Here is a 24,545-nt window from a genome sequence, read left to right on the forward strand (position 1 = left end):
CCAAATGCGAAGCATGGTGGAGAGTTTGGTCGTCATCCACTCCGGCAATGGTTCCGTTCGACGGCGTGGCAATCCTGGGTTTAATCACTGCGAGGATCTCCACGAGTCCCGCTACACCCGTGCCGGAAACTGCATGGCTAAAACTTTAGTGAATGGGTTTGCAAAGCTGCCGGACTTGCTCCGATAGTTGAGGCATGAATCATCTAGAGCAATTGGTTTCGGAGTGGCTTCAGTACAACGGGTACTTCGTTCGCACTTCCGTCCTCGTGGGACGGCGGCCGAAGGGGGGCCATGACGGGGAGCTCGATGTCGTCGGTATTCATATGGGCCGCAATCACCTCGTTCATGTCGAATGTTCGCTTGACGCGGACTCGAAGGAAAAGCGAGAGAAGCGTTTCACCGACAAATTCGAGCGCGGTCGAAAGCATATCAAACAAGTCTTTGTTGGGCTGACTGTAGACCCTGCCAAACTCGATTCCGTGGCGATCCTTCAATTTCCAAACAAGGGCGTAACGCACCTTGGCGGTGGTCGGCTCTTGCACACCCGCGAACTCATTCACGAGATTTTTCATGGTCTGGCCGGTAGGTCCCCAGCGAGCGGGGCGGTGCCATCAAACCTGCCGCTTCTCAGAACCCTACAGCTCGCCGCTGATGCCCAGGCCATAAGCGCGGGGTCGAACAGGTTGATTGAATCCGAAGCGCAGCCGTGAAGCCCGCTCGGCGACAAAATCAAGTTCTTCAAGGAATAGGCCGGTACGCTCAAAAAGAAGGCGCTGAGCTTTCCTGTTCGGAGCCCTTCTCTGGGGGGGCATCTTCGACTGGCTCAGACGAGTTCTCTTCAGACTCGTCTACGCCTAGAAAGGCGTTCGCCACGCTGCGCCGGTCGAGAACGTCAACGGTCTGGTCCTTCAGGGTGTACTGCCAATACATCGAGCCGGTGAAGGTGTTGAGCCTGCCATAGCCTGGCGCCTCCGCCATGAAACCCTGAGCCCCCATGATTTCGTGCTTCGCCAGCATCATTCTCGCGTGAGAGATGTGGGTGAAGAGCTCTTCCGTGTCGGCAAGATAGTCCTTGACGCCCTTCACGAAATCCTCGTTGGGAATTTTCTGAAGCTGCCCCACGTAGAACCGCGGCACCTTTTGAACGAACTTGTGCTTACTTTCGGCGACATCCAGGACACCTTTGAGAAACTTCTCCCGCTTCCGGGGCTGAACGGTCTGATACTCGTCCGCGACCTTAATGATGTGTTTGGCCTTCTGCCTCCAGGTTCTGAAAAACTCGTAGAGCGAGAAGAGCCACATCTGGCTAATGCCTGACAGCCCCATGATTTCTGGCGGGGTTCGCTCGGTCTTACACCACAGCTCAAGGATTTCAGCCTCAATAGGTCGGATAATGGTGAGGTCTACTATGGCTATATTCCGTGCCTGCATCCCCATCCACAGGTCGTCGCAGAGGGGGATCTGCATCGACCATCCGAACAGGCTGAACTCTTCGCGCCGTACCATCATGCACCTTGGCTGAAAACCGACTTGTGCTCGGAATATGGTATGGTGGTTCACCAACCACCACCGTTTTCGACGAATTCATGAAAGTCTTCTGGACGTGGCGATCCAATCATCCGCGCAAGATTTCCAGAGATGTCGTGCGCTCCGCTCTTGAGGCCGCGATTGAGCAGTTGAAGCAGGCGAGGGAGATGATCGAAGCCCGGGAAGAGTCCCGCGGTAACCTTCATCTCGACCATGACACTATCCGTCCGGTCCGGAGGGGCGAAGTGCCGTAGGGCGGGACTTAGTCGAACGCACCTCGTCCACTTGCTTTGTGTTTCTCATAGCGTGCGTTGACTTCTTTTATCAGTCGCTCAAACCCCTCAATGGTCGACGCATTGAGCACCTTCGACGGATCTTTACCCATCTGTGTCATGAATTCTCGCGCTGGTCGAGTTTTGAAGAACTCCATGCCGAGCGCTTCAAATGCTTGCTCATACCGTTTCACGATACGCGGAATGCCCGGATTGAGATTGAGCGTCTTCCCCTTCAGCTCCTTGGAGTAGGTCTTGTTGACCAAGTCGGTGTAGATGGTCGGGTCAATCACGTCCTCGATGTCGGATTCTGACGGAGCGGTTGCGAAGGCCGCACCGGTAAATACGATGGAGCCGTCGCGAAGAAGCTTGGATTTCACCAACTCGTCGCGCTGGTCACGGCCCGCTCTATCGTCATCCAGCAAGACGATCACATCAAGGTCCTGAGAAGCGAGCAGGGAGGTCATATAGCTGACCTTACCGGCGCCGCCGGCCGGGGTGAGAACCATCTTCTCGACCAGGTGTTCTTTGCCTGTATCAGCGAGGTAGTCGTTGACCGATGAGAGAATCCAGAAGTCGGTCACCCCTTCTACAACCAGATTTGCGGAACCGACAAACAGGGTCTGAGAGAGGTTGTAACCCAAGGCCGCCTGCAGTGGGAAAAGGGTACGTGTGTCGCCGCTTGGGTCCTTCGTCACCTCCGTGCCCTTGTCTGATATGTTGACCGTGCGAACGATTTCAATATCGGACGGAGGGATCATGAAAGGAGAATGCGTCGTGTAGATGATTTGATTGCTGTAGTCGTCGCGGAAGTGCTGCAGCAGATCTTCCTGAGAGCGAGCGTGTAGGTATAGACCTGGTTCATCGAGAAGCAAAATGGCGTCCTCGGCCGATCCGCCCTGAGTATCAGCGGAAAACGCGATGTAGAAGGAGAAGAACCATCGGAATCCGCGGCTACGCTCATCGAGATTTACTTCAACCGGGTATTCGGCGTTTTCATCATAGATGAGAATGTCGATGTGGGGACCATCGGGCGCAAGCCGGACGGTTATCTTACGGTCCTTCCACAGCCGCCGCATTTCCTGCGTAATGAGTGCGCTGGCCCTGCTTAGCAAAGTCTGACGGCGCTCGTGATCTTTCTGCAGGCTATGGATTTCTTGGATGTCAAAACCCGCTACTTTCGCGAGTTTTTTGAAATTGCGCTCGGCCTCGGTAGGAACAACGCCATCCTCTCGTCGCTTCAGATATTCCCCGAGATGCTGGTGTCCACTCAGCTCGGGGAAATCGGCGATGTAAATAAATTTCGGCAGGAGGTCTAAAGCGTGAGTTCTGGCCTTTCCGGCGCGCTCTTGGAAGGTTGCCAGTTCTGTCGCCAGCTCTTCGATGTCGGCGAGCAACTCGTCTGGCTGTTCCGGAAGCATGGCACCAGCTGCGCCGACCGCGGCCCTGAATGCTTTCGACTCCTGAACAACATCCTTTGCCCAGGCTTTGGGGAAGTTTTGGTTAGATGCGATGGCTTCCGAAAGTTTTTGGAACGCAGTCTTCGCGGCCTGCACGTGAGCTTCCGCAATCGCAGAGACTGAGGCTTCTATCGCAGGAGCTGCGCGGCGCCAGTGCGCGGTTACTTTTTTGGCGTCGAGCGTTGGGGCCGTAAGGCCCTCTAGACCGACTCGGTTGTTAGCCGCGCCATAGGCCCTGGTAACCGTGATCTTGGTGATCCTCTGACCGACGATCTCCTCGATCTCTTGTGTTTCGTCAGGAGCAAGGTCCCAAGTGGTGCGAGCAATCACGGTCTCGGGCGTACACTCGTTGAGATGCCGACCACGAGGAAAGTTCTTTACCGGGTCAACGTCCTTCCGACCTCCGTCTGGGTTCGCTTCCTCAAGCGCAAGCAGAATATTGGATTTGCCGCTCTCGTTGCGACCAACTAAGGCGGTCAACTGCTCGACTGGAATCTCACCGCTATTGGCAATCGATCGGAAGTTTTCGACGGAAAAATTGACGAGTTTCAAGGTGATGCCCCTTAAATAAGCCGGCAGTACTTGTACCCGCTCTGGTGGCAGAACCTCAAGTCCGGTTGCGTATCTTCCCCAGGAGGTCTTGGTGGGCGCCGTATTTGGCTTCCCAGCTTTTGACGCCGATCCGGTGGATTCGTCGTGGATGTGCTTAATGAGCGGGATTGCTGTCTCGTCTGGTGCCTTCTGGCCCACGCCGCAACCCAGCCTAATCCTTTAGGATGATGAACCACCTCCTCGCAGGGCTGACCAGTGACAACGCAGGGCATGGTGAGCGCCAAAGTACGGAGGAGCCGGATCTGCTTGGAGCGTTCGCGGATCGCTCCCGCGATTGCTCGATCAGTAGGAGACGTTCATCTTCACGACGGCTATCCAAGACGCACTGGTGTTAGAAGATCTACGGGTGCAGCGCGCTAAAGCATAACACCGTGGTTATTCACGATCGAAATATCTTGGTGATCTACTTGGATGAATCTTACAGTCGCCGATCACCTCGAGGAACGCCAGGCATGGCGGCCGTAACCTCGACTTTCCAGTTCGCCTTCATGTGGCTTGAGATGGTGACCACGCTAGGATGCCCGTAGCGATTGGGGCGTCCGCAGGAAATGATAGCGCGCGCCGGAGCCGCAAGTGCAGACGGAATGGCGGCTACGCCAGATAACTTTCCACCATGGTGCGGAAGTTGCAAGCCGCTCAACCGGATTCCTCGCATCGAAGGGATCTCATGGTATTCGGCGTCACCTGTAAAAAGAATATCTCGCCCGACCGCACGTAAGTGCAGCGCCAACCCGCTACCATTCACCGAATTGCCAGTGCAGCGAATAATGCGTGCACCGCGGCGATTGCGTGAGCTCTTGCCCGGCGCGACGAGATGCAGGCGTCTCAGACTATGCAGTTGCATTGCAAACGTATGAGCATTGGGACCGACCGAGGTTTGTGCGGGAGCGAACCAGTGCTTCTTGTGGAAGCTCTGATTTTGTCGACCATAGGCATAGTGATCCGTATCCCAATGAGACAGGACGACAAAACCGCCATTGGAATGTGGCGGAGAAAACCCGGCAGGGACATTGTGCAAATGAAACCATATTGGTTGCCCAACATCGAAGTAGAGCATCGGTCCGGGCTCTATCGCCCTTGGGCAAATAATGTTGAAGCTTGCCTGTCCTACATCGAGGGCGAACGATTGGCTTAACCCCCAAACCCGACTCCAGCGGCGGAGACAAGCATTGATGAGCGCTGGGGGCACTGGGGGCACAATACTCAATAGCGAATACCGGGATCTGAGGGCGCTGCCTTTCGCCCGGAGCGCTGGTACCGACGCACCGATCGGATAGGGAGATATTGGCTGCGAAGCGGGCGCTAGTCGCCTGAGCCAAATGATCTTTCCCCTGGCCGGCCGGCCCATGGAACGGCCTCCAACAAAGCGGTTGTCACGCAATTGAAGCAACCAAACCCAGGGTCCCGTTTGCTTCGTGTCTGGAGTGACGCGGAGCTCCAGCCAGTCACCTACGGCGGGTGGATCTCCGTCGTTCATCATATCTTGCAGAGTCGGCAGAGTGGAAACGACGCGCAGAAACCCGAGCCCTTCTTCAGATGACGAATGGTGGCTATCACGATCGAAAAATTCGGAAGCTACGGCATCCAGCTGGACGGCGATCCGGCCTCCGCCCATCTCTTCGATGCTGTCCACGTGCCCATAGAAGGTCTGCGGGTCTTCTAGAAAAAAGAAGAAATGAAAGATCGCCTCCCAAAGCTGAAAACTAGCCGTCTACGGCACATTGCTGGCTTCAAGGATATTAGCGGCTAACGCACCGCTTTAAATAGTCCTAAATTGGCATCGGACGATCGGGCTCTTGAGACGAAAGACGTGATCGATCTGGTCGCGGTCCAACTTTGGCGCCGACTGAAATCATGGCGATCACATGTCGATGGGGACTATCCATCCAGGAGTTCTGAAGGCGCGCGATATCCGGCCCCTTTGCAATGGGAGTTTGCCCGGTAATTCCATCGGGACGACCTGGGGCAAATGCCATCAGACGGGTTCGCAATGCGCGATCTTCAATAAAAGACCCCACGGTTAGCAACGTAGGAACTGAATCTGCAGCGTCTGATTGGATGACCTCTGTCACGGTCCACATGCATCACAGACGGCGGTGAGGCGACCGACCAATCTCCGAAATACGGCTGACACCCGACGTGAGGACGGCCGCAGCGTTGGTCGCCCCGGACCAGAAGCCTACCAAAATACAGAGTCCGCACCGCTACCGGAGGCGTCCACCAGAAGCAAAAGTATGGCGCGTTTTACAGCGGCCAACTTCCGAATCCTTTTGTCTGGCGCTCTTTTGGGCGTAACCGTCTTTCGGCTCGATAACTTCCGAGAGCAAGTCAGCCGTGATCCGGAGGCTGCTGCATATTTCGGCAAGCTTTTGATTGGAGAGCACCGCAGGTCGATGCGATAGTTTCAAGACAAACTCGAACACGCGATCCGAATTGCGCATGAGCTGCAGCAGGTGCTCACCGCTCGGCCCGTTTGATCCCGAAAGCCAATTCTTGGCTGTCCTTTCATTGGCTCCCGTCCACCGCATCAAGGTCTTATGCGCTTGATGACTGCTTCCAAGCTCTGACTTGAGGATATCCGCGATCACGGTCGCGTAGGTCGAAAATGTAACGCCTTCATCTCCCGGAAATTTCTTGCCCGTTTTTGGAAACATGTTTCCCCCCGAGCTACGTTATAGTTTGGCTCACCGCATCATGCATTCTTGACGTTAGTGGGGCAGCAATGTTGCCGGTGGCCTCCGATAAAAAATTTGAGATGCCGTCAAATCACGGCCTGACGTCAGCCGCAGAGTATGTGCGGATGTCGACAGATCATCAACAATACTCAACAGCGAACCAGTCCCAAGCAATCCGCGAATATGCAGCGCGTCATGGGTTCCGGATTGACAAGACTTATGAAGACAGCGGCAAAAGTGGTCTCAATTTGGATAGTCGCGACGCGCTCAAACAGCTCATCGAAGACGTGCAAACTGCTGCAGCGAAGTTTTCGACCATTCTAGTCTACGACGTCAGCCGATGGGGGCGGTTTCAAGATGCCGATGAGAGCGCCTATTACGAATATGTCTGCAAGCGGGCGGGCATATCGGTTCGTTACTGCGCTGAACAATTCGAGAATGACGGCAGCCCGGTCTCGACTATCGTCAAGGGCGTCAAGCGTGCGATGGCGGGCGAATATAGTCGCGAACTGTCGGTCAAGGTCTTCGCGGGGCAGCGCCGCCTGATCGAACTAGGATACCGGCAGGGCGGCCCCGCCGGCTATGGATTGCGACGGCAGTTAATCGATCAAAGTGGCCTCGCCAAAGCCGAACTTGTGCGAGGCGAATACAAGAGCATTCAAACCGACCGGATTGTGTTGATCCCGGGTCCGGAGGAAGAGATCGAAACTATCCGTTTCGTCTACGATGCCTTCGTTAGGCAAGGCAAGAACGAAACGGAGATCGCCGAAAACCTCAATTGCAAGGGCATCTCCACCGATCTTAATCGCTCATGGACACGGGCGGCCGTCCACCAGATTCTGATCAACGAGAAGTACATCGGAAACAATGTCTGGAATAGATGCTCGTGCAAGCTCAAAGGACGTCGAATCTACAATCCTCCCGAACGTTGGATAAGGCACGATCAGGCATTTGAACCAATTGTTGGAGAAGAAACCTTCAGGGCAGCCCAGGTGATTATCTCCGAACGTTGTAAGCGATACTCCGATGAAGAGCTACTGGACGTCTTGCGTGGCCTGTTGGAGCAGCACGGTTTCCTTTCGGGAATGATCATCGATGAGTTGGAATTCGGCCCCTCAAGCAGCGCATACCGTATTCGTTTCGGCAGCCTAATCCGCGCCTATGAGCTGATCGGATTCACGCCCGATCGGGACTATCGTTACATCGAGATCAATCGCGCGCTGCGCCGAATGTATCCGGACCTGATCACAGCAACGATCCACGGTATCGAGGAAATCGGCGGCTCGGTTTGTCAGAACCCGGAGACAGATCTCTTAACGGTAAACGATGAATTCACAACGTCGCTCTGCGTGGTTCGGTCGCAGGAGACGACGGCTGGTTCTCATCGTTGGAAGGTCCGTTTCGACGCAGGCTTGCGTCCCGATATTACGGTCGCAATCCGCATGAACCAGATGAACAGCGCCATCCTAGACTATTATCTGCTTCCGCGCTTTGAGATGACGGCCGACCGCGTTGCTCTTGCCGAAGACAATGGGGTTGCGCTCGATGCCTACCGTTTCGACACGCTCGATATGCTGTTTGAGCTTGCCGCACGCTCCCAATTGATGGAGGTCAGTCATGGGCTCGGGTCAATCCATTGAGATTATTCCGATTGGCGCCATCGATGTTGTTAACCCGCGGGCGCGAAACCGCCGCATCTTCAAAGAGATTGTTACCAGCGTCGCCGAGCTCGGACTGAAGCGGCCGATCACAGTGAAGCACAAGTTGGGTAACGGCGAGCCGCGCTATGAGCTTGTCTGCGGTCAGGGACGACTTGCGGCTTACCAGGCGCTCGGGCAGCGCGAGATACCTGCTGTGATCGTCGACGCTACCAACGAAGACAGCGCGATCATGAGCCTGGTCGAGAATTGTGCTCGCCGCCAACATCGCTCGATCGACCTTTTGCATGATATCGAAGGTCTGCGCCAGCGGGGTTATGAGTTCGACGACATTGCCCGCAAGACGGGCCTCACGGTCGAGTACGTCAAGGGTGTGAACAGCCTGCTTGAAGGCGGCGAGCACCGGCTCTTGCGCGCAGTCGAAGCAGGGCAAATGCCGGTTAGCGTCGCCGTCGTAATAGCGCAGGCGCAAGACAGTGACGTCCAGGACGTCTTACAACAAGCTTATGAAGAGAAATTACTGCGCGGTCAGCGCCTATTGGCCGCCAAGAAGCTGATCGAGCAGCGGCGCCGCCGCGGCAAGGGATACAGAGCCGGTCCACGCCGTCCCGACGGCACCCCGCTCAGCTCCAATGCCCTGCTGCGCACCTATCGGCAGGACGTCGATCGCAAACGAATCCTGATCCGGAAGTCAAACAGCACCAAAGCACGGCTGGTTTTCATCTTGGAAGCCTTACGAAAACTCCTGACTGAACCGGACTTTCTGGAGCTCCTGCAGACCGAGAAGCTTGATACTTTGCCGAAGAATCTCGCGCTTCGTCTGGATGACCAAGGGTAACCTATGGCACGCCGGCCGCACATCTCGGTTCGCATGGGTTTCGAAGAACGGACCCTTTTAGTCCGGCTCGCGGACATCCAGCCGTTAAAGCTCGTAACAGAAGAAGTGAAGCGCTCGGCAAAATATTGCCAGATCGCGGCCTCCATCTCGGAGATCGGGCTTGTCGAGCCTCCGGCAGTGGCGCGCAGCCGCGAGAATAACGGCAAATTCCTGCTGCTCGACGGCCATCTGCGGCTTGAGGTGTTACGGGATCGCGGGTTTTCAGAGATTGAATGCCTGGTGTCGACCGAGGACGAAGCCTTCACCTACAACAAGCGCGTCAACCGGATTGCGATCATCCAGGAGCACCGGATGATCCTGAAAGCGATCGAAAACGGCGTTTCCGAGGCGCGTATCGCTAAAGCGCTCAATGTCGACGTCGCCAGTATCCGCCGGCGCCGCAAACTCTTGGATGGCATCTGCACTGAGGCGGTCGAGCTTCTAAAGGAGAAGCACCTGACGCTCCATTCGTTTTCGGAACTGCGCAAGCTCGCTCCGATCCGCCAGATCGAGGCGGCCGAATTGATGATCGCGATGAACAATTTTTCCAACAGCTATGTGCGCTCACTAGTGGCCGCGACGCCCCGGAACCAGTTGGCGGCCGGCTACACGCCGCGCCAGCCGAAGGGTTTGTCGGACGAGCAGCTCGCACTGATGGAGCGGGAATCTGCATCATTGGCCCGCGAATTTAAGGTTGCAGAGCAGACCTATGGCGCCGATCACCTGGATCTTGTGCTGGCTGTCGGCTTCGTGTCCAAGCTTTTGCGCAACGGGCGCGTGGTTGGCTACCTCGCAAAGCACTTCCAGGAGCTGCTGTTCGAATTCCAACGGATCACCGAATCCGAAGCAGATGCAGCCTGACCAAGGCTTCCTCGCGTTTCGGTCGGTACGACGCTTAGCTCGCTGGCAGCAAAACGGGGAGTGGGCCATCACACGTGAGCGCAACCGTGGCTTCTCACCGTGGCTTTCTAGCTAATCACCAAAGAACGTAGCGATATCAACATAATGCGGAGGATGGACGTTCCGTCATTCGTCATTCGGTGTGACGTCGATCATCTCGCCGGCAGACTGCTGGCGCGGCAGCGCCGGGTTCATGACGATGACCAAGCCGGGCCTCTGCGGCTCATCCGATAAATCGATCATCCAGCCCGCCCTCGCGCGGCCACCGCCGATGCCACCAAGCCCATTCGGCTCGGCCAGCTGCTCAAGGGCATTCGCCGCACTCACCCGGGCCATGTCGTTTCCGCTTTTGCCGCGGACGTCAGCCATCGCGAGAATATTCCTTGCTCTCTCGCATCACCTGCAAACCGTGATTCCAATATGCCCTGACGTGAGGTTTCTTGCGCGCTTCCCTGAGGCTGTGCGGCTTCATTCCAGCCTCAGTGGGTGCGTCGCATCTACGTGAGCCTTCCAGCATGAGGTCGAGTGCGGTCTTGAGCTTGCCGGAGACGGTGAGCCTGCCGGATCGATCCTTGGCGGCGATGGCTTGGCGGGTAGGCTCGTCGGTCATGACTGGTCCTCGGTGATCAGCGACGCACAAGGCGGAACGTAGCCGAAGGCGGAGTTCGGACGGTGCGGAGCGGGTGGATAGAGGGATGCGCGCGAGGGGCGCAACAGTTTCGCCTCCCCTATAGGGGACTGTTTCACTGTTTCGGGCTGCTGTTCTGACGTCGTTTCTGAGTGTTTCACCCCTGTTTTCAGGCTATTTAGCTCTGTTGCGGTATCGACTGTTTTTCGACTGTTTCGGACCGCCGCTGAAACAGTGGATAACTCGTTCATCGGAGCACCCATTGCAGGTCGTCTTCGCAGGCGATCCGGTTGGCCTCAACGAGCTCGCGGCGGAAGGTGTTCATGAGGGTGCGGGCGCTGTTGGCCTTGCCCTTCAGGTCGATCAGACCGCGGGCATTGCATTCGGCAGCCCAATGGTCGCGATGCGCGGCCCGGCGGTTGCCTGGAAGCATAGTGACCTTGTCACCGGCCAGCACGTTCAAAAGCGCCTCCAGCGCCTTCTGTGCGCGCGGGGCGAGCTTGCCCGGCCGGCGCGCATCGGTCAGCTCATGTTCCCAGCGATCGTTCACCAGCGCGATCTTGACGTCCTGGAAGTCAAACCGGGTCGTCGGTATTCGTTCGCGCGCCTTCCGAAACTGCAGCGTAAATGACACGTCGGTGTCGTCGCGCTTGGCGGTCTCGAGGTGGATAACGGTGTCCATCTGCCATTCGCGGGCTTTGTCGCCATAGCCACGGGTCTCGTCGTGACCGGTGTGGTGGATCCAGATTTGCCCGATGCCGCGCCGGGTCAGCGATAGCGCCCAAGGCAAGGTCTGCTGCCACGGCAAGGTGTCCTTCTGGTCGCCAGCGATCAGGCACATCACGTTGTCGAAAATGATCAGGTCGACGCTGCCGATCTCGTCGATCAGGCGCTCGATCGCTTCCTGTCCGGGGATCGTGTTCAACGGTTGGAAATTCGGGATGTCCTCGTGGCTGAGTGCGAAGAAGAACTTGGGGTCATCACCCTGGCGGGCCGCCTCGTCGATCAAGCGCGTGCGCAGCAGGCGAGCGCTCATCTCGCCGTCGATGTAGAGAACATTCGCAGGGCGTCGGCCGGTCCAATGCAGGAAACCTGCACCCGAGGAAACCGCCTGTCCTAGGGCTATCGCGAAATTAGTCTTGCCTAGCCCGGTTGCTGCAGTGACCAATACCCGACTGGTTGTCGTCAGCCAGCTGCCACATAGAAGATCCGGCTCGTCGATCTTTCGGGAACGCCATTCCTTAACAGTCAACGGCAGGTTGGACGGTAGCCCGAGCGGGGCGCGCACAAGGTGTTCGGGGCAGATCTGGCCATATTCATTCGGGCTCTGGACGGGTGGGGGCTCACCGGTGTGCTTCCAGGAATCTCGAGGATCCAGCAATTCCATTTTGCGAACGCCATTGTGAACGCGACGTTGGAAATCGTCGTCACATTCGGCATCCATGATCGTCATGTGCCAACCTGCACTTCTGGCGCGAGCAGATCGAGTTCTCGTACCCTTGCTGGAGCCTCGTTGACCGCTTTGGCCTCTGGGAATGCCGGAACGTCGAGTCGGAGGTTGGGGCGATCATCGCTTACAAAAGTCCGTCCCAGCCGGGTGTCCGTAAAGAAGCTAACGATCAAGCGGTAATGTGAACCCTCAACTCCGAATGCGACAGTTTGGGCGAAAGATCGGTTGGGAAGGCGTGGGCGAGCGAGCATACGAGTGTCTCAGCGAACACGATTGCGATGCTTTGCCGCTTCAGCGTTGTGAGCGCGGCGCTCCGCTTCCTCTTTGAGCCGGCGTTCGATGTAAAATTCAATACTTCGCCATGTAATCTTGCGAGATGAGCCTTCCAGATAGCTTTCAAGCAAGCCCGAGTTCAGGAGCTCGTATGTCTTGGCGCGACCGATTTTGAGCGCTGCCATCGTCTCATTCACGCTAGCAACAATGCTGTTCTGGCCTAGCTCGAAGCGAAACGCAGGATCTGCGGATTGATTGAATGGCATTTTTGTTCCTGGCTGTTCGTGAGGAAGCAAGTGAACAGCAGGACTACATCGAGTTTTCTGAATTGTAGGCCGGGAAGGCCGGAAATGGGCCGGAAATGTCAGGTTGACTTAGCCTCATAAGCCTCGATCCCACGAGCAGCCAGCTTTTGCAGCACGCTTTTTGACGGGCTTTTCCTTAGTTTATTGTAGAAAAACTGCGCGATCCGCTCTTCCAAATCAGCGCGCGTCCTCCATCCCTTTTTCTTACCTGGGCCAAAGCGGCCATGAGTTTTGAAGAGGCGTTGAACCTCGTCGTTGACGAGGTCCTGATCATACACCGGCTTTCTTCCTGACGAGACTTTGAGGAGAGATTGTCGTAGTGCGTGCAGGCTCCACGCGCGGCGCTGTTCGGGACCAGTTCCTGATCCGGCTAGCCAATCAGTGACGCGGTAAAGGCGCCAATGGTCGCAGGGAATTTCCTCAAAACCTGATCGCGGATCGTCGAGCCGCCCAAAGAGCCTATAATTACCTTCAACGACCGAGGCCGCGAATTGGTCGATCATGGAGTGCCAAATTGCAGAGACCGATTTAAAGACGAGTGCCGCCACGAGGGCGTTCTCGGGTAGGTTCTCCGCCTTTAGCAACTCCCAAGGCGGAAGCTGTATGGCTCCGCCATTGCGGAAGCTGACCTTAAATGTTCGAGAGGCGCTGTCTACGTCGACTGAAACAGGTGCATTCGTCCATCGATAGTCAAGCGAAAACCGCCTTTGATTCGGGGACAGCTCGCTGAACTCTAAGAAAACGGCGTCGGCCACAGATCGCCATTTTGGATCGGGCCGGGCGCGCAAAGCTTCTCTGGTAGTTTTGATCATAGGCTAGTTGTCAGCACAATTCGTCCGGATGTGCCACACCGTAACCATCTCGGCGATACAGACGCCGCGTTCACGCGGGGCGGCGTCCTCTGACGTACGAAATTTCTGCTTAAAGCAGTACTCAAGCAGGGCTCAAGCAGCCTATGTCCGCATCGATTGACCGCAAAAGGGCGGCATGCGGCGTGGCTGTGGACCTCATCCGTGTCGCCAGAAAGCCGCGTGCCATGGCACAGTTGGCAATTCATCAACGTGGCACAACGACTGCGGACTAGAATTTAGCCCTACTAATGCGATGTATTCGAAGATTTCCGTCGCGGTGCAGCTCAAGGCTGACAGTGTGAGCCGTGCCAAGCCGAAATTCGATCGTACGTCCCGCTTCTATGATGTCAGTGGTACCGCCGAATAAGTTGGGCTCTCCGCACCATAGTTCTCCGCTCGCTGCCTTAAGCTTGAAGATTCCTGGAGGAACTGTCGTCACGAGTCGATCACCGCTGCGAATAAACCATGAGATGACCGGAGCATCCGTCCGAGCATCGGTCAGCTTGACGAAATACTGCGAGCCGTTCGGGGCCTCAACAAAGAACGGTACGGTTCGCTCTATGCTGGAGTAGCGTGCAAAGATCCCCGTGCCTGGGGCGGGTTGGGGCGCGCAAGAGATCGTCATTGACGCGGCGTCAATTAGGCTTTCCTTGTTTGTCCATGCAATCGCGAGCGCGATGGCGGTAACAATGAAGGTCCGGGGGAAGCGATAGAGCGGGCGGAGAGTTCTTATCCAGATTGGTTCGGGCAGAGGCTTGCCGCACTTTCCACACGAAGGCAGCTTTCTAACCGAGAACTGCGAGACGCGGTTCCGGGTTTCGCAGTGCCGACAAACAACTTCGTTGCTCATTTTCTTCTATTTCTCGCGAGAGCGAACTCCCGAAGCCGCTCAAGGGCAGCAATCGCCAGACGAGGGGTTGATTGGTCTGCGTTGTGTGTCAGCACGGTGAAGTTTGTGGCACACGCGTCTGGGTCGGGTAATTGATGGCGCGCGGTGCCACAGATCCGCTGGCACAGTTAGTCGTTTGGCACAGACGGAATGACGCGGGCGCTGGCACAGACACCTGCGACCCATGGCGCGCAAGTGGTCAGCGGCAAGTCGTGGTCGACATGCCGCCTCCCAACCGAGTGGTAAAGCAATTCAGTGGAGGAGAAGGATCTGGAATGGCTGACTCATGGGCCGCTCGGGGAGCCTGCACGATAATAGGTTCCTGGGGCGAGGGCGCCGCTCGCGCCGCAGCCAAATTCTCCTCATAATCCCGCTGTGCCCGTCGTTGCGAGTCGGTGAGAACCGCTTGGTCAGCCGCGAGTTTCTTGCTGACGTCAATGCCACAATGAAGTTGCTCAAGCATCAACAGCCCAATGCGGCTCATTGCTCGATCATCGGGCAGTGCGCCTGAAATAACGGTGGTTTCTACCCGCTGAATCTCGGCGCAAACATGAGGTGGCCAACGCCCTGCGAGGGGACCTGGCGACGCGGCCGGACGCATGGGTCTGATCGTTTCGACAGGCACGCCAAATGACGAGAAATCTGGGGCGGATTGGCTCTGCTGGGCGTGAGCGGGCAGGGACATTGCGATAGCGATGAGAATCCCCTTAGCGAAGGTAGCATCCATAATCATCAAATCCTGAACGGGGCCTGGGCCGGCCGTCACTTCTGTTAACCCGTCTGCGCAAACCGAATGTAACTTAAAAGCGGTAGTCTTAAAAGCGGCAAAGGCCCGAAATCCTGATGTGAAAAAGACTCACAAGGGGCCGCTTCGGGACGTTTTGGCGAGAAACATGCGCCGGCTCCGGGCTGCGCAGGGCCTTAGTCAGGAAATGCTGGCACACGAGTGCGGTATCAACCGCACTTACCTAAGCGGGGTTGAGCGATCTGAGCGAAATGTCTCGATCGACAACATTGCCCGGATTGCACGTGGCCTTAAGATCAAAGCGCACATGCTGCTTGACGACGGCGCTTAGGCGCGCCGCTGAAAGCGAGATGGACCTACCGAGCGATCTATTGCGCCAAGCAGGCCCTTACGCGCGGATATCTCATCCTCCGAACGGCATTGATTGCATTACGCTTTGCGCGAAAGGGCCAAAAGGCCACGGCCGGAATCTACGATCGATCGCCGGCGAAGCCGTTTATGCGCCCGACGAGCCTGGAGAAGCACATGAGCAAACGGCTTGATGACCCCCAACGACCCGACCGTCGAGCAGCTCTACGCTGACATCGATGCGACCATCGCTCGGTGGGAGGAGCGCAGCCGCGGTGGCACGAAGACCGCGCTGCCGGGCTTCGGCATTGGGAGCTAGACGGTGAGCCAGATCTGATGGAGCAGTCCCTCGTCATGTCGCTGGTTGAGGTGGTGACGAATGCCGTGATCGGTCTCGCCACTTCCGTTCCCTTCAACCACGCCCTTGGCGACTATCTCGGTCGGTGTCACTGCGCCGGCGGCGACGAGAAGTCCCGCGAAGATGCGATGTTCATCGGGGATACGTGCGCCACGACGTGCGCCCGTGTGCGTATCCCCTGCCTCGCCCAGAGGGGATCGCGTGAGTAGCGTCATCGACGTGCTGATCGCTGACAATGGCTGCGTGTGCTGCGCCAGCCGGAACTTCTGAGCTGATTCGTCGGCCAGACGATGAGGAAGTTGAGCGGGAGGGCCGCGCCGGACGAGATCTTAGAAAGGTCATTGCGGTATTCGGGGCCAGACCTTGAGCGCTTCTCCGGCACGATAATCTGTTAAATTTCAATAGGTTGATCGCCTTCGCGCGTTCTTCCGAGAAGGCCGATAGATTCTTCCATTTTAGGGAATATTTGAACCGATTGGGTTGAATGGGCCGTTGACCTACCTTATCTTGTGTGGGGCGGCGACAAGAGCAGCGAGGAGGATGGCGATGAGTGGTCTCACACCATTTGGAGTAACAGCCAGGAAGCTCAGGCTGGAAAAGGGCATGAGGTTATTGGATTTGGCGGCAAGGACGAAGCTGAGCGTAGCGTTCCTGTCCGCGGTCGAAACAGGAAAGAAGCCCATCCCTGATGGGCATGTGCGCGCTGTCGGCGTGGCAATGGACTTGACGGCTGAACAGCTTGCCGAGTTGCGGCGCGCTGCCGACCGGACAAGGAAGACGGTCAAGATCGAGCGCCTTCCCGAAGACCAGCGAGAACTGGTAGCGGCCTTTGCGCGCCGTATCGACTCCGTGCCGGCCGATCTGATGGCGAAGTTGAAGAAGGTAGTGCTGAAATCGGTCTCTGGAGAGCAGCCCTTTCAGCGCAAGCGGCGCGGCATCATCGTGCCGCCAATGTCGACGCCGGCCTTGAGGGATTTCGCCGACAAGGTTCGCACCGCATTCGTCGAGGACGACCACGTCGAGTTTCCGATCATGGATGTCCTCGAGTTTCGCCTCGGTCAGGTCTTCGACGGCTTCTTCATCGACGTGCGCGATCGCGAATCGATGGGCGATGACGAGGGACGCGTGATCGGCGGAACCATGGGCTTGGCACTTCGTGAGGACGTGTATTGCGGCGCTTGGGAGGGGAACGGCCGTGACAGGTTCACCGCCTGCCACGAGCTGGCGCACTTCTTGTTGCACCGGACCATCACCATGGCGCGCACGCGGGAGGATACGGACGAGATCTATCGTGATGCCGAGTGGCAGGCCGACACCTTCGCCGGCACGCTGTTGATGTCGCCGCGCCATCTGCCCTTGTTTAGTGATTCCGAGGATGCGGCCAATCAGTGCGGCATGACGGGCTTCGCCGCCAAGGTGATGTGGGCGAAATATCGGAGCGAAGCACGCTTCCCAAGCGCGGCAGAAACGCCGCGTTTTCTTTAGGTGAGGAGGATTGATCGAGAGAGATGTAGGCGCGTCGCCTGAACTGCCCGGACGGAAGAAGCGGGTGGGGACGTCTGATCAGTGCTGGAACACTGATCAGACGCCGAAGGCCAAAGCCAACAACCCAACGCGCTCGTAGCTCAGCTGGATAGAGCAGGTCCCTCGTAAGGCCACGGTCGCAGGTTCGAATCCTGTCGAGCGCACCACCCATTGAACACGAGGCGTATGCTTTATGTACCATAGATAGTGGACTATTGTGAAATTGCAATCTGGAGAAAATACCGAGATGGTTTCCGAGGTCAGTTTGCCTCTGAGGCCCCGGAAAGCCTTTGGTGTCGGTATACATTGCAAGGCTGGCTTTCCACCCCTGGCACTTGATGTATGCCGTGGCCTGGTCGTCGGTCTTGCCGAGCAGACGTTTCAGGATCAGAGCGGCCCGCCGCAGCATGCCGGACAGATCAAGCAAGGGGGCGCCCCGTGTGACTTCTGGTGGTCATTGGCGACGAGCAACGAATTGCGCGCCGTTCGGGGCCGCGCAAGGCGTGGCGGCAGAATTTGGGCCACGAGCACGTACTTGAGACTTTAGTGGTGACCGATCATTCGAGAAAAGGTCCAAATTCTCATTGAGCACGTCTCGAAAGTCAGTGTAATTTCAAACTCTTGCAAAGTGCGATAGGCAAATTGGTAGTTCGCCCTCCAGTTCAAGCTGAGGTCGGCGCGAGCTTGCAAGAAGGCAGGGGGGGTGATGAGGCTTGAAGAGCTTGCGTCCGGGCAGAGCCTTTCCGGAATCGAGCCAACAGATGTCGTGTCGGTAGTGGCATTGGTTCCTCTCGCTGAGGGATCCGTGCAGCTCATTTACCGCAGGCCCGACGGCGCAATGAAAGAGCGGTTGCTCGGTCGGGCTGATGAAGCATCGATCGCGATTGCGAGTGCCGAGCGCCCATTCTCCTTTGACGGTGATGGCGGGGCATTTCAACTCGCATGCGAGGCCAAGCGGATCGACCTGGCTTTCCTTTTCGACCCGATGATGGCGGTGCACAGCTCTAACGTCGAGCCATTGCCGCACCAGATCACCGCCGTTTACGAGTCACTGTTGCCGCGCCAGCCGCTGCGATACGTGCTCGCGGATGACCCCGGCGCCGGCAAAACCATCATGGCCGGCCTTTATATCCGCGAGCTTATCATGCGCGCGGACTCGCACCGCATTCTCATCGTCGCGCCGGGCAGCTTGGTCGAGCAGTGGCGCGACGAGCTGTTCGAGAAGTTCGGCTTGGAGTTTCACGTCTACTCCAGCCTATTAGAACAGACCTCGCCAAGCGGCAATCCGTTCAACGACTATCCGCGCCTGATCGTCCGCCTCGATCAGCTTGCTCGCAACGAAGAGCTTCAGGCAAAGCTGTGCGCTCCCGGCTGGGACTTGGCCGTCTTCGACGAAGCACACAAGCTTTCAGCTCACTACTTTGGCTCGAAGCTAGAAAAGACTGGACGCTTCCGCTTTGCCGAGAAGCTGGGCAAGCATGTGCGTCACCTGTTGCTAATGACAGCAACGCCACATAACGGCAAGGAAGAAGACTTCCAGCTTTTCCTTTCGTTGCTCGACTCCGACCGCTTTTACGGAAAGTTCCGCGACGGCGTGCACAAGGTCGATCCCTCTGACCTCATGCGCCGCATGGTCAAGGAGGAATTGGTCAAATTCGACGGCACGCCACTCTTCCCCGAGCGCAAGGCATATACGGTCAACTACGAACTCTCGCAGATCGAAGCGGCCCTCTACGAGGCCGTCACCAATTACGTCCAAACCGAAATGGGCAAGGCCGACCAGCTTGAAGGCGCACGTAAGGGTTCAGTCGGTTTCGCGCTCACCGCGCTTCAACGTCGGCTTGCATCGAGCCCCGAAGCGATCTTCCAGTCCCTTAAGCGTCGCCGCGAGCGGCTTGAGAATCGGCTGCGCGAAGAAAAGCTCGGCATCAAGGGCCGTCAGCCAGTCGCCGAAACCTACCCTAGCGTGCCCGAGGATGATGATGATCTAAGCGCCGAAGAGCAGGAGACTCTTGAAGAAGATTTGATCGACGAGGCGACTGCTGCCAAAACCGTCGCTGAGCTTGAGGGCGAGATCGTCATCCTCAAGGGATTGGAGGCCCAGGCCAAAGCCGTCGTCGCGTCTGGTCAGGATCGCAAATGGGACGAACTGTCCAAGATTTTGCAGAACAGTCCCGAAATGCACGACGCCGCCGGACGGCAGCGCAAGATCATCATTTTCTCCGAACACCGCGACACGCTGAACTACCTTCATGCCAAGATTGCCGGCGTGCTCGGCAATCCGGATGCCATCGGCACCATTCACGGCGGCACCCATCGTGACGAGCGCCGCCGCGTTCAGGCGCTCTTCCGTTCTGATCCCGATGTTCGCGTCCTGGTCGCAACCGACGCCGCGGGCGAAGGCGTGAACCTTCAGAACGCGAACCTCATGGTTAACTATGACTTGCCCTGGAATCCGAACCGGCTGGAACAACGTTTCGGGCGCATTCATAGAATCGGGCAAACTGAGGTTTGCCATCTTTGGAATTTAGTGGCTAAAGAAACCCGCGAGGGCGATGTCTATCACCGCCTTCTCAAAAAGCTGGAAATCGAGAGCGATGCCCTCAAGGGTCGCGTGTTCGATATTCTCGGGGAGGTCTTCGAGGAGACCAGCCTTAAAGACCTCTTGATCCAGGCCATCCGCTACGGCGACCGGCCCGACGTGCGTAAACGCCTGACGCAGAAGATCGACCAGGTGCTCGACCGCGATCACTTGAAATCCTTGCTGGATCGCAACGCGCTTGCTCAGGAAACCATGAGCCCGGAGCGACTGTTCGCAGTGAAAGAAGAAATGGAGAAGGCCGAAGCAAGGCGGCTTCAGCCTTTCTTCGTGCGTGCCTTCTTCACCAAAGCGCTCGATGCGCTTGGCGGCACTGCGCATCCGCGCGAGGCCGGGCGCTACGAGATCACCCACGTCCCCGCGGCGATTCGCGAGCGCGACCGCCGCCTTACGGGGCGAAACCGTCGCGAGCATGAACCCGTCTTGCGTCGCTACAGCCGCATTTGTTTCGAGCGCGAGGCCATTCAGCCCCTCGACAAGCCGGGCCTGGAACGCGCCGTTCTGATGCATCCTGGCCATCCGGTCATGCTCGCCATGTCGGACATGATCTTGGAACAGCACGCAAACCTATTGCGGCAGGGCGCGGTCTTGATCGACCCGGCCGATGAAGGTCTCGATCCCGCGCTGCTGTTCTTGCTCACACATGAAATCAAGTCGGGCGATGGCGCTGTGCTGTCCAAGCGCCTGCAGTTCGTGCGCGTCGGGCCGGATGGCAAGGCCGAGTTCGCCGGCTGGGCGCCACATCTCGATCTTGAACCGCTAGCCGAGAGCGAGAGGGCCTTGCTCAAGGATACGCTCAATGCGTCGTGGTTGGCGTCGGGCCAGGAACAACGCGCCTTATCGCTGGCGGCAACAACGCTGGTGCCGGAGCATTATGGCGAGGTCGCGCAGCGGCGCATCGCCCATGTCGAAAAGACCTTGAACGCTGTCCACGAGCGCCTAAGCAAGGAAATCGCCTTCTGGCAGGATCGCTGGTTGAAGCTCAAGGAAGATGCCGAAGCTGGCAAGGATGTCCGCCTCAACCTTCAAAATGTCGAGCGTACGCTTGCCGATCTGCAGAGCCGTCTGGAGAACCGTAAGAAAGATCTTCAGGCCATGCGCCATGTCGCTAACGGTACACCCATCGTGCTGGGCGCGGCGCTGATCGTTCCTGCCGGACTCTTGAGCCAGTTGCGCGGCGATGAGCCCGTCGATACGGCCGCCGCGACTTTCGCCACTGATCCCGTGGCGCGCTCGCGCGTCGAGAAGCTCGCCATGCGGGCCGTGCAGAAAGCGGAGGAAGCGCGCGGCTGCCGTGTCGTTGATGTATCCGCCGCCAAATGCGGGTGGGATTTGAGTTCATATCCGCCGGCCATCGACGGCAAGCAGCCCGATCCGCGCCATATCGAGGTGAAAGGTCGGGTGAAGGGCGCCAGCACGGTCACCATTACTCGCAACGAAATGCTCTACGCTTTCAACCAAGGGGACAAGTTCGTGCTGGCCATCGTGATAGTTGGCCCCGACGGCGATCACCAGGGTCCCCACTACATCCGTAACCCATTCGCGCGGGAGCCCGAATGGGGCGTCGCGTCGATCAACTACAATCTGGGTGAACTTCTTGCCCGCGCCGAGGCCGTATGACCGTTTCAGTTCCCATAAAGAGACCTAAGAAGCTGATCGAGGTCGCGCTGCCGTTGGATGCAATCAACGAAGCAGCCGCGAGGGAGAAGTCGATCCGCTTCGGCATCAGAGAGCTGCACCTCTGGTGGGCTAGGCGGCCGCTTGCCGCCGCCCGAACCGTCATCTTCACGCAGATGGTGAACGACCCTTCGTGGAAATGGGAGCTGGAACATCCGGGCGACGTCCCGCCAACTAATATTAAGGCAAGCTGGGTCGCCAGCCGCAACCGGCTCTTCGGCATTATCAAGGACTTGGTGAAGTGGGAGAACACCAACAACGAGGTCGTGCTTGAGAAGGCCCGCGCAGAAATCCGGAAATCCTGGCGCGAAACCTGCGAGCTCAATAAGGACCACCCACAGGCCGACAAACTGTTCGACCCCGAGAAGTTGCCTCCTTTCCACGACCCCTTTGCCGGCGGCGGCGCCTTGCCGCTGGAAGCACAGCGACTGGGGCTTGAGGTCTATGCGTCCGATCTCAACCCGGTCGCCGTTCTGATCAACAAGGCGATGATCGAGATACCTCCGATGTTTTCGGGGCGCCCTCCGGTGAGCCCGGAGGCCCGAAACAGCCGTGACGCATGGAGCAGGCAGTGGAAAGGGTCTCAGGGCCTAGCGGACGACGTGCGCTACTATGGCAACTGGATGCGCGATGAAGCGCACAAGCGTGTTGGCCACCTCTATCCGCAGGTGGAGATCACTGCAAGCATGGCGGAGAAGCGACCCGACTTGAAACAGTACGTCGGCCAGAGGCTAACCGTCGTCGCATGGCTCTGGGCGAGAACAGTGAAGAGCCCTAACCCGGCCTTTGCGGATGTTGATGTGCCGCTGGTCTCAAGTTTCATTCTCTCGCCGATGGCGGGCAAGGAGACCTATGTCGAGCCGGTGATCGAGGGGCGTGGCTATCAGTTCCGGGTGAAGGTGGGCAAGCCTGAGGATGAGGCCGCTGCGAGAAGCGGGACGAAACTAGCGCGCGGGTCGAATTTCCGCTGCCTCATGTCCGGATCGCCAATTAGCGGCGACTACATCAAGGCGAAAGGCAAAGCGCACAGCATGGGCGCACGACTCATGGCGATCGTCGCAGAAGGTGCGCGCGAGCGCATCTACCTTACGCCCACACCAGAACATGAAGCCGCCGCATGGGAAGCAAAGGCGACTTGGCGACCTGAAGGAAACATTGCTACACGGATGACCGGTGGAAACTGTACACCGTATGGTCTCACATCTTGGGGTGACGTCTTTACCGACCGTCAGCTCGTTGCGCTGGCAACATTCTCAGACCTCGTCGCGGAGGCGCGAGAGCAGGTTCGCCGGGATGCACTCGCTGCCAACTTACCGGATGACAACAGGCCGCTGCGCGAAGGTGGAAGTGGGGCTGCCGCGTATGGAGACGCAGTCGCTGTCTACCTGGGTTTCTTAGTCAGCAAGCTTGCCGACAAGGGCTCGTCGCTTTGCACGTGGGATGCAGGGCCCGCGTCGAACCGCACTGAGTCGGGCCGATCCGCCCGCGTGGCGACAGTTCGGGTGACGTTTGGACGGCAAGCGCTGCCCATGACATGGGACTACGCAGAAGTGAACTTCTTCAGCGAATCAGTCGGTGGACTGGAGACCGTGCTGAAGACGCTCAGCTTGCCATTGGCAAACCTGTCGCCGAGCGAACGCATCGGTAGGGCGCAGCAGCAGGATGCGCAGTCTCAAGAACTATCATCAGGCGCGGTTGTTTCCACTGATCCGCCGTACTACGACAACATCGCCTACGCAGATCTATCCGACTTTTTCTACGTTTGGCTGCGGCGTTCGCTGCGGCCTGTCTTCCCCGATCTCTTCGCCACACTCGCAACACCGAAAGCTGAGGAACTCGTCGCCACGCCGTATCGGCATGGCGGGAGGGAGGAGGCGGAGCGTTTCTTCCTAGATGGCATGACCCAGGCGATGCACCGTCTCGCTGAGCAGGCGAACCTCGCCTTTCCGGTGACCATTTATTATGCCTTTAAGCAGTCGGAGACCCGGGGTGCGGAGGGCACGGCAAGCACAGGCTGGGAGGTCTTTCTTGACGCCGTTATCCGAGCAGGGTTCGGGATCAGCGGCACCTGGCCGATGCGGACCGAAATGAGCAGCCGCATGATTGGCTCTGGTACGAATGCACTTGCCTCAAGCATCATTCTTGTTTGCCGTCCGCGCCCGGCGACGGCGGAGACCATTTCCCGGCGCGCGTTCCTGCGGGAGTTGAACCAGGTTCTACCCGAAGCTCTCGACGGGATGACGCGCGGATCAGGAGATGACCGTTCGCCAGTGGCCCCTGTTGACCTTTCGCAGTCCATCATCGGCCCGGGCATGGCGGTGTTCTCGAAGTATGCCGCTGTACTTGAAGCGGACGGCACGCCGATGGCCGTGAGGACGGCGCTGCAACTCATTAACCGCTTTCTGGCCGAAGACGACTTCGACCACGACACCCAGTTCTGCCTGCACTGGTTCGAACAATACGGGTGGAAAGATGGCCGGTTCGGCGAGGCTGATACGCTCGCCCGAGCCAAGGGCACCAGTGTTGACGGCGTGAGACAGTCGGGCGTGCTCTTTGCCGCCGGCGGGGTTGTCCGTCTGTTTAAGTGGAGCGAATACACGGCGGATTGGAAACCGGCTGAGGACGACCGCCTTCCGGTGTGGGAAGCGTTGCACCAGCTGATCCGCGTCTTCAAAACGGAAGGCGAGGGCGGCGCCGGAAAAGTGCTTGCGTCCGTCGCGGCGAAGGCTGAACCGTGCCGGCAACTCGCCTATCGGCTCTATACGCTTTGCGAGCGAGCGGGTTGGGCTGAGGACGCCCGCGCCTATAATGAAATCGTGACAAGCTGGAGCGCGATCGAGGCTGCCGCGGCGGCCGCCCCGATAGCGCAGCAGGCTGAGCTGTTCGGCTGACGGGGGGGCGCATATGAAACCTTGGA

General features: G+C 57.9%; 20 protein-coding genes and 1 tRNA gene. 9 read left to right on the top strand and 12 right to left on the bottom strand.

Features of this window, described 5'->3' with window-relative positions:
• Window positions 1–203 precede the first annotated feature (203 nt).
• The 6 genes from AAFG13_RS04715 to AAFG13_RS04740 form a co-directional block, all read right to left on the bottom strand.
• Window positions 204–572, bottom strand: a complete 369-nt coding sequence (locus AAFG13_RS04715) for a hypothetical protein (RefSeq protein ID WP_342711267.1) — start codon at window positions 570–572, stop codon at window positions 204–206.
• Between the two features lie 187 nt (window positions 573–759).
• On the bottom strand, window positions 760–1,467 hold the full coding sequence (locus AAFG13_RS04720) for a hypothetical protein (RefSeq protein WP_342711268.1): 708 nt from the start codon (window positions 1,465–1,467) through the stop codon (window positions 760–762).
• An 89-nt stretch (window positions 1,468–1,556) separates the two neighbouring features.
• Window positions 1,557–1,742: a hypothetical protein gene (locus AAFG13_RS04725; protein ID WP_342711269.1), complete on the bottom strand. Its 186-nt coding sequence runs from the start codon at window positions 1,740–1,742 to the stop codon at window positions 1,557–1,559.
• A gap of 47 nt (window positions 1,743–1,789) precedes the next feature.
• The gene (locus AAFG13_RS04730) at window positions 1,790–4,009 is read right to left on the bottom strand and encodes an AAA family ATPase (RefSeq protein ID WP_342711270.1); all 2,220 of its coding nucleotides are present in this window, start codon (window positions 4,007–4,009) and stop codon (window positions 1,790–1,792) included.
• Window positions 4,010–4,289: 280 nt separating this feature from the next.
• A complete protein-coding gene (locus tag AAFG13_RS04735) occupies window positions 4,290–4,928 on the bottom strand; it encodes a hypothetical protein (protein WP_342711271.1) in 639 nt (212 codons plus the stop codon).
• Between the two features lie 1,147 nt (window positions 4,929–6,075).
• The gene (locus AAFG13_RS04740; protein WP_342711272.1) at window positions 6,076–6,525 is read right to left on the bottom strand and encodes a hypothetical protein; all 450 of its coding nucleotides are present in this window, start codon (window positions 6,523–6,525) and stop codon (window positions 6,076–6,078) included.
• 68 nt (window positions 6,526–6,593) lie between these two features.
• On the opposite strand from AAFG13_RS04740, the gene AAFG13_RS04745 reads away from it, so the two are divergent.
• The 3 genes from AAFG13_RS04745 to AAFG13_RS04755 are packed head-to-tail and all read left to right on the top strand — an operon-like array spanning window position 6,594 to window position 9,942.
• Window positions 6,594–8,186 carry a recombinase family protein gene (locus tag AAFG13_RS04745; RefSeq protein WP_342711273.1) on the top strand — a complete coding sequence of 531 codons (1,593 nt, stop codon included), beginning with the start codon at window positions 6,594–6,596 and terminating at the stop codon, window positions 8,184–8,186.
• The gene (locus AAFG13_RS04750; protein WP_342711274.1) at window positions 8,164–9,042 is read left to right on the top strand and encodes a ParB/RepB/Spo0J family partition protein; all 879 of its coding nucleotides are present in this window, start codon (window positions 8,164–8,166) and stop codon (window positions 9,040–9,042) included. Before AAFG13_RS04745 ends, AAFG13_RS04750 begins: the two co-directional genes overlap by 23 nt.
• Before the next feature lie 3 nt (window positions 9,043–9,045).
• Complete coding sequence (locus tag AAFG13_RS04755; RefSeq protein ID WP_137481807.1) at window positions 9,046–9,942, top strand: plasmid partitioning protein RepB C-terminal domain-containing protein; 897 nt, start codon at window positions 9,046–9,048, stop codon at window positions 9,940–9,942.
• Window positions 9,943–10,107: 165 nt separating this feature from the next.
• On the opposite strand, the gene AAFG13_RS04760 is transcribed toward AAFG13_RS04755, so the two are convergent.
• The 5 genes from AAFG13_RS04760 to AAFG13_RS04780 all read right to left on the bottom strand — a co-directional run bounded on the left by AAFG13_RS04760 (window position 10,108) and on the right by AAFG13_RS04780 (window position 13,449).
• Window positions 10,108–10,350, bottom strand: coding sequence for a hypothetical protein (locus AAFG13_RS04760; protein ID WP_342711275.1), 243 nt, complete (start codon window positions 10,348–10,350; stop codon window positions 10,108–10,110).
• The gene (locus AAFG13_RS04765; protein WP_342711276.1) at window positions 10,343–10,591 is read right to left on the bottom strand and encodes a hypothetical protein; all 249 of its coding nucleotides are present in this window, start codon (window positions 10,589–10,591) and stop codon (window positions 10,343–10,345) included. The genes AAFG13_RS04760 and AAFG13_RS04765 overlap by 8 nt, the downstream gene beginning before the upstream one ends.
• Window positions 10,592–10,856: 265 nt before the next feature.
• On the bottom strand, window positions 10,857–12,062 hold the full coding sequence (locus AAFG13_RS04770; RefSeq protein ID WP_342711277.1) for an AAA family ATPase: 1,206 nt from the start codon (window positions 12,060–12,062) through the stop codon (window positions 10,857–10,859).
• Window positions 12,063–12,319: 257 nt separating this feature from the next.
• Window positions 12,320–12,598 (bottom strand): DNA-binding protein, encoded by a 279-nt coding sequence (locus tag AAFG13_RS04775; RefSeq protein WP_342711278.1) that lies wholly within the window; start codon window positions 12,596–12,598, stop codon window positions 12,320–12,322.
• A 98-nt stretch (window positions 12,599–12,696) separates the two neighbouring features.
• Window positions 12,697–13,449 (bottom strand): hypothetical protein, encoded by a 753-nt coding sequence (locus tag AAFG13_RS04780; protein ID WP_342711279.1) that lies wholly within the window; start codon window positions 13,447–13,449, stop codon window positions 12,697–12,699.
• 1,821 nt (window positions 13,450–15,270) lie between these two features.
• On the opposite strand from AAFG13_RS04780, the gene AAFG13_RS04785 reads away from it, so the two are divergent.
• A complete protein-coding gene (locus tag AAFG13_RS04785) occupies window positions 15,271–15,453 on the top strand; it encodes a helix-turn-helix transcriptional regulator (protein WP_342711280.1) in 183 nt (60 codons plus the stop codon).
• Window positions 15,454–15,663: 210 nt separating this feature from the next.
• Window positions 15,664–15,789 carry a hypothetical protein gene (locus tag AAFG13_RS04790; RefSeq protein WP_342711281.1) on the top strand — a complete coding sequence of 42 codons (126 nt, stop codon included), beginning with the start codon at window positions 15,664–15,666 and terminating at the stop codon, window positions 15,787–15,789.
• Here AAFG13_RS04790 and AAFG13_RS04795 read toward each other — a convergent pair.
• Window positions 15,786–16,043: a hypothetical protein gene (locus tag AAFG13_RS04795; protein WP_342711283.1), complete on the bottom strand. Its 258-nt coding sequence runs from the start codon at window positions 16,041–16,043 to the stop codon at window positions 15,786–15,788. The genes AAFG13_RS04790 and AAFG13_RS04795 overlap by 4 nt on opposite strands.
• A gap of 331 nt (window positions 16,044–16,374) precedes the next feature.
• Between AAFG13_RS04795 and AAFG13_RS04800 the strand changes: the two genes are divergently transcribed.
• From AAFG13_RS04800 to AAFG13_RS04815, 4 genes are all read left to right on the top strand, one after another.
• On the top strand, window positions 16,375–17,313 hold the full coding sequence (locus AAFG13_RS04800) for an ImmA/IrrE family metallo-endopeptidase (protein ID WP_342711284.1): 939 nt from the start codon (window positions 16,375–16,377) through the stop codon (window positions 17,311–17,313).
• 129 nt (window positions 17,314–17,442) lie between these two features.
• Window positions 17,443–17,519: transfer RNA gene (locus AAFG13_RS04805), tRNA-Thr, on the top strand.
• Between the two features lie 539 nt (window positions 17,520–18,058).
• Window positions 18,059–21,571, top strand: a complete 3,513-nt coding sequence (locus AAFG13_RS04810; RefSeq protein WP_342711285.1) for a helicase-related protein — start codon at window positions 18,059–18,061, stop codon at window positions 21,569–21,571.
• Window positions 21,568–24,519: a DUF1156 domain-containing protein gene (locus tag AAFG13_RS04815; protein WP_342711286.1), complete on the top strand. Its 2,952-nt coding sequence runs from the start codon at window positions 21,568–21,570 to the stop codon at window positions 24,517–24,519. Before AAFG13_RS04810 ends, AAFG13_RS04815 begins: the two co-directional genes overlap by 4 nt.
• Window positions 24,520–24,545: the final 26 nt, after the last annotated feature.

This window comes from Bradyrhizobium sp. B124, assembly GCF_038967635.1.
GTDB lineage: Bacteria > Pseudomonadota > Alphaproteobacteria > Rhizobiales > Xanthobacteraceae > Bradyrhizobium.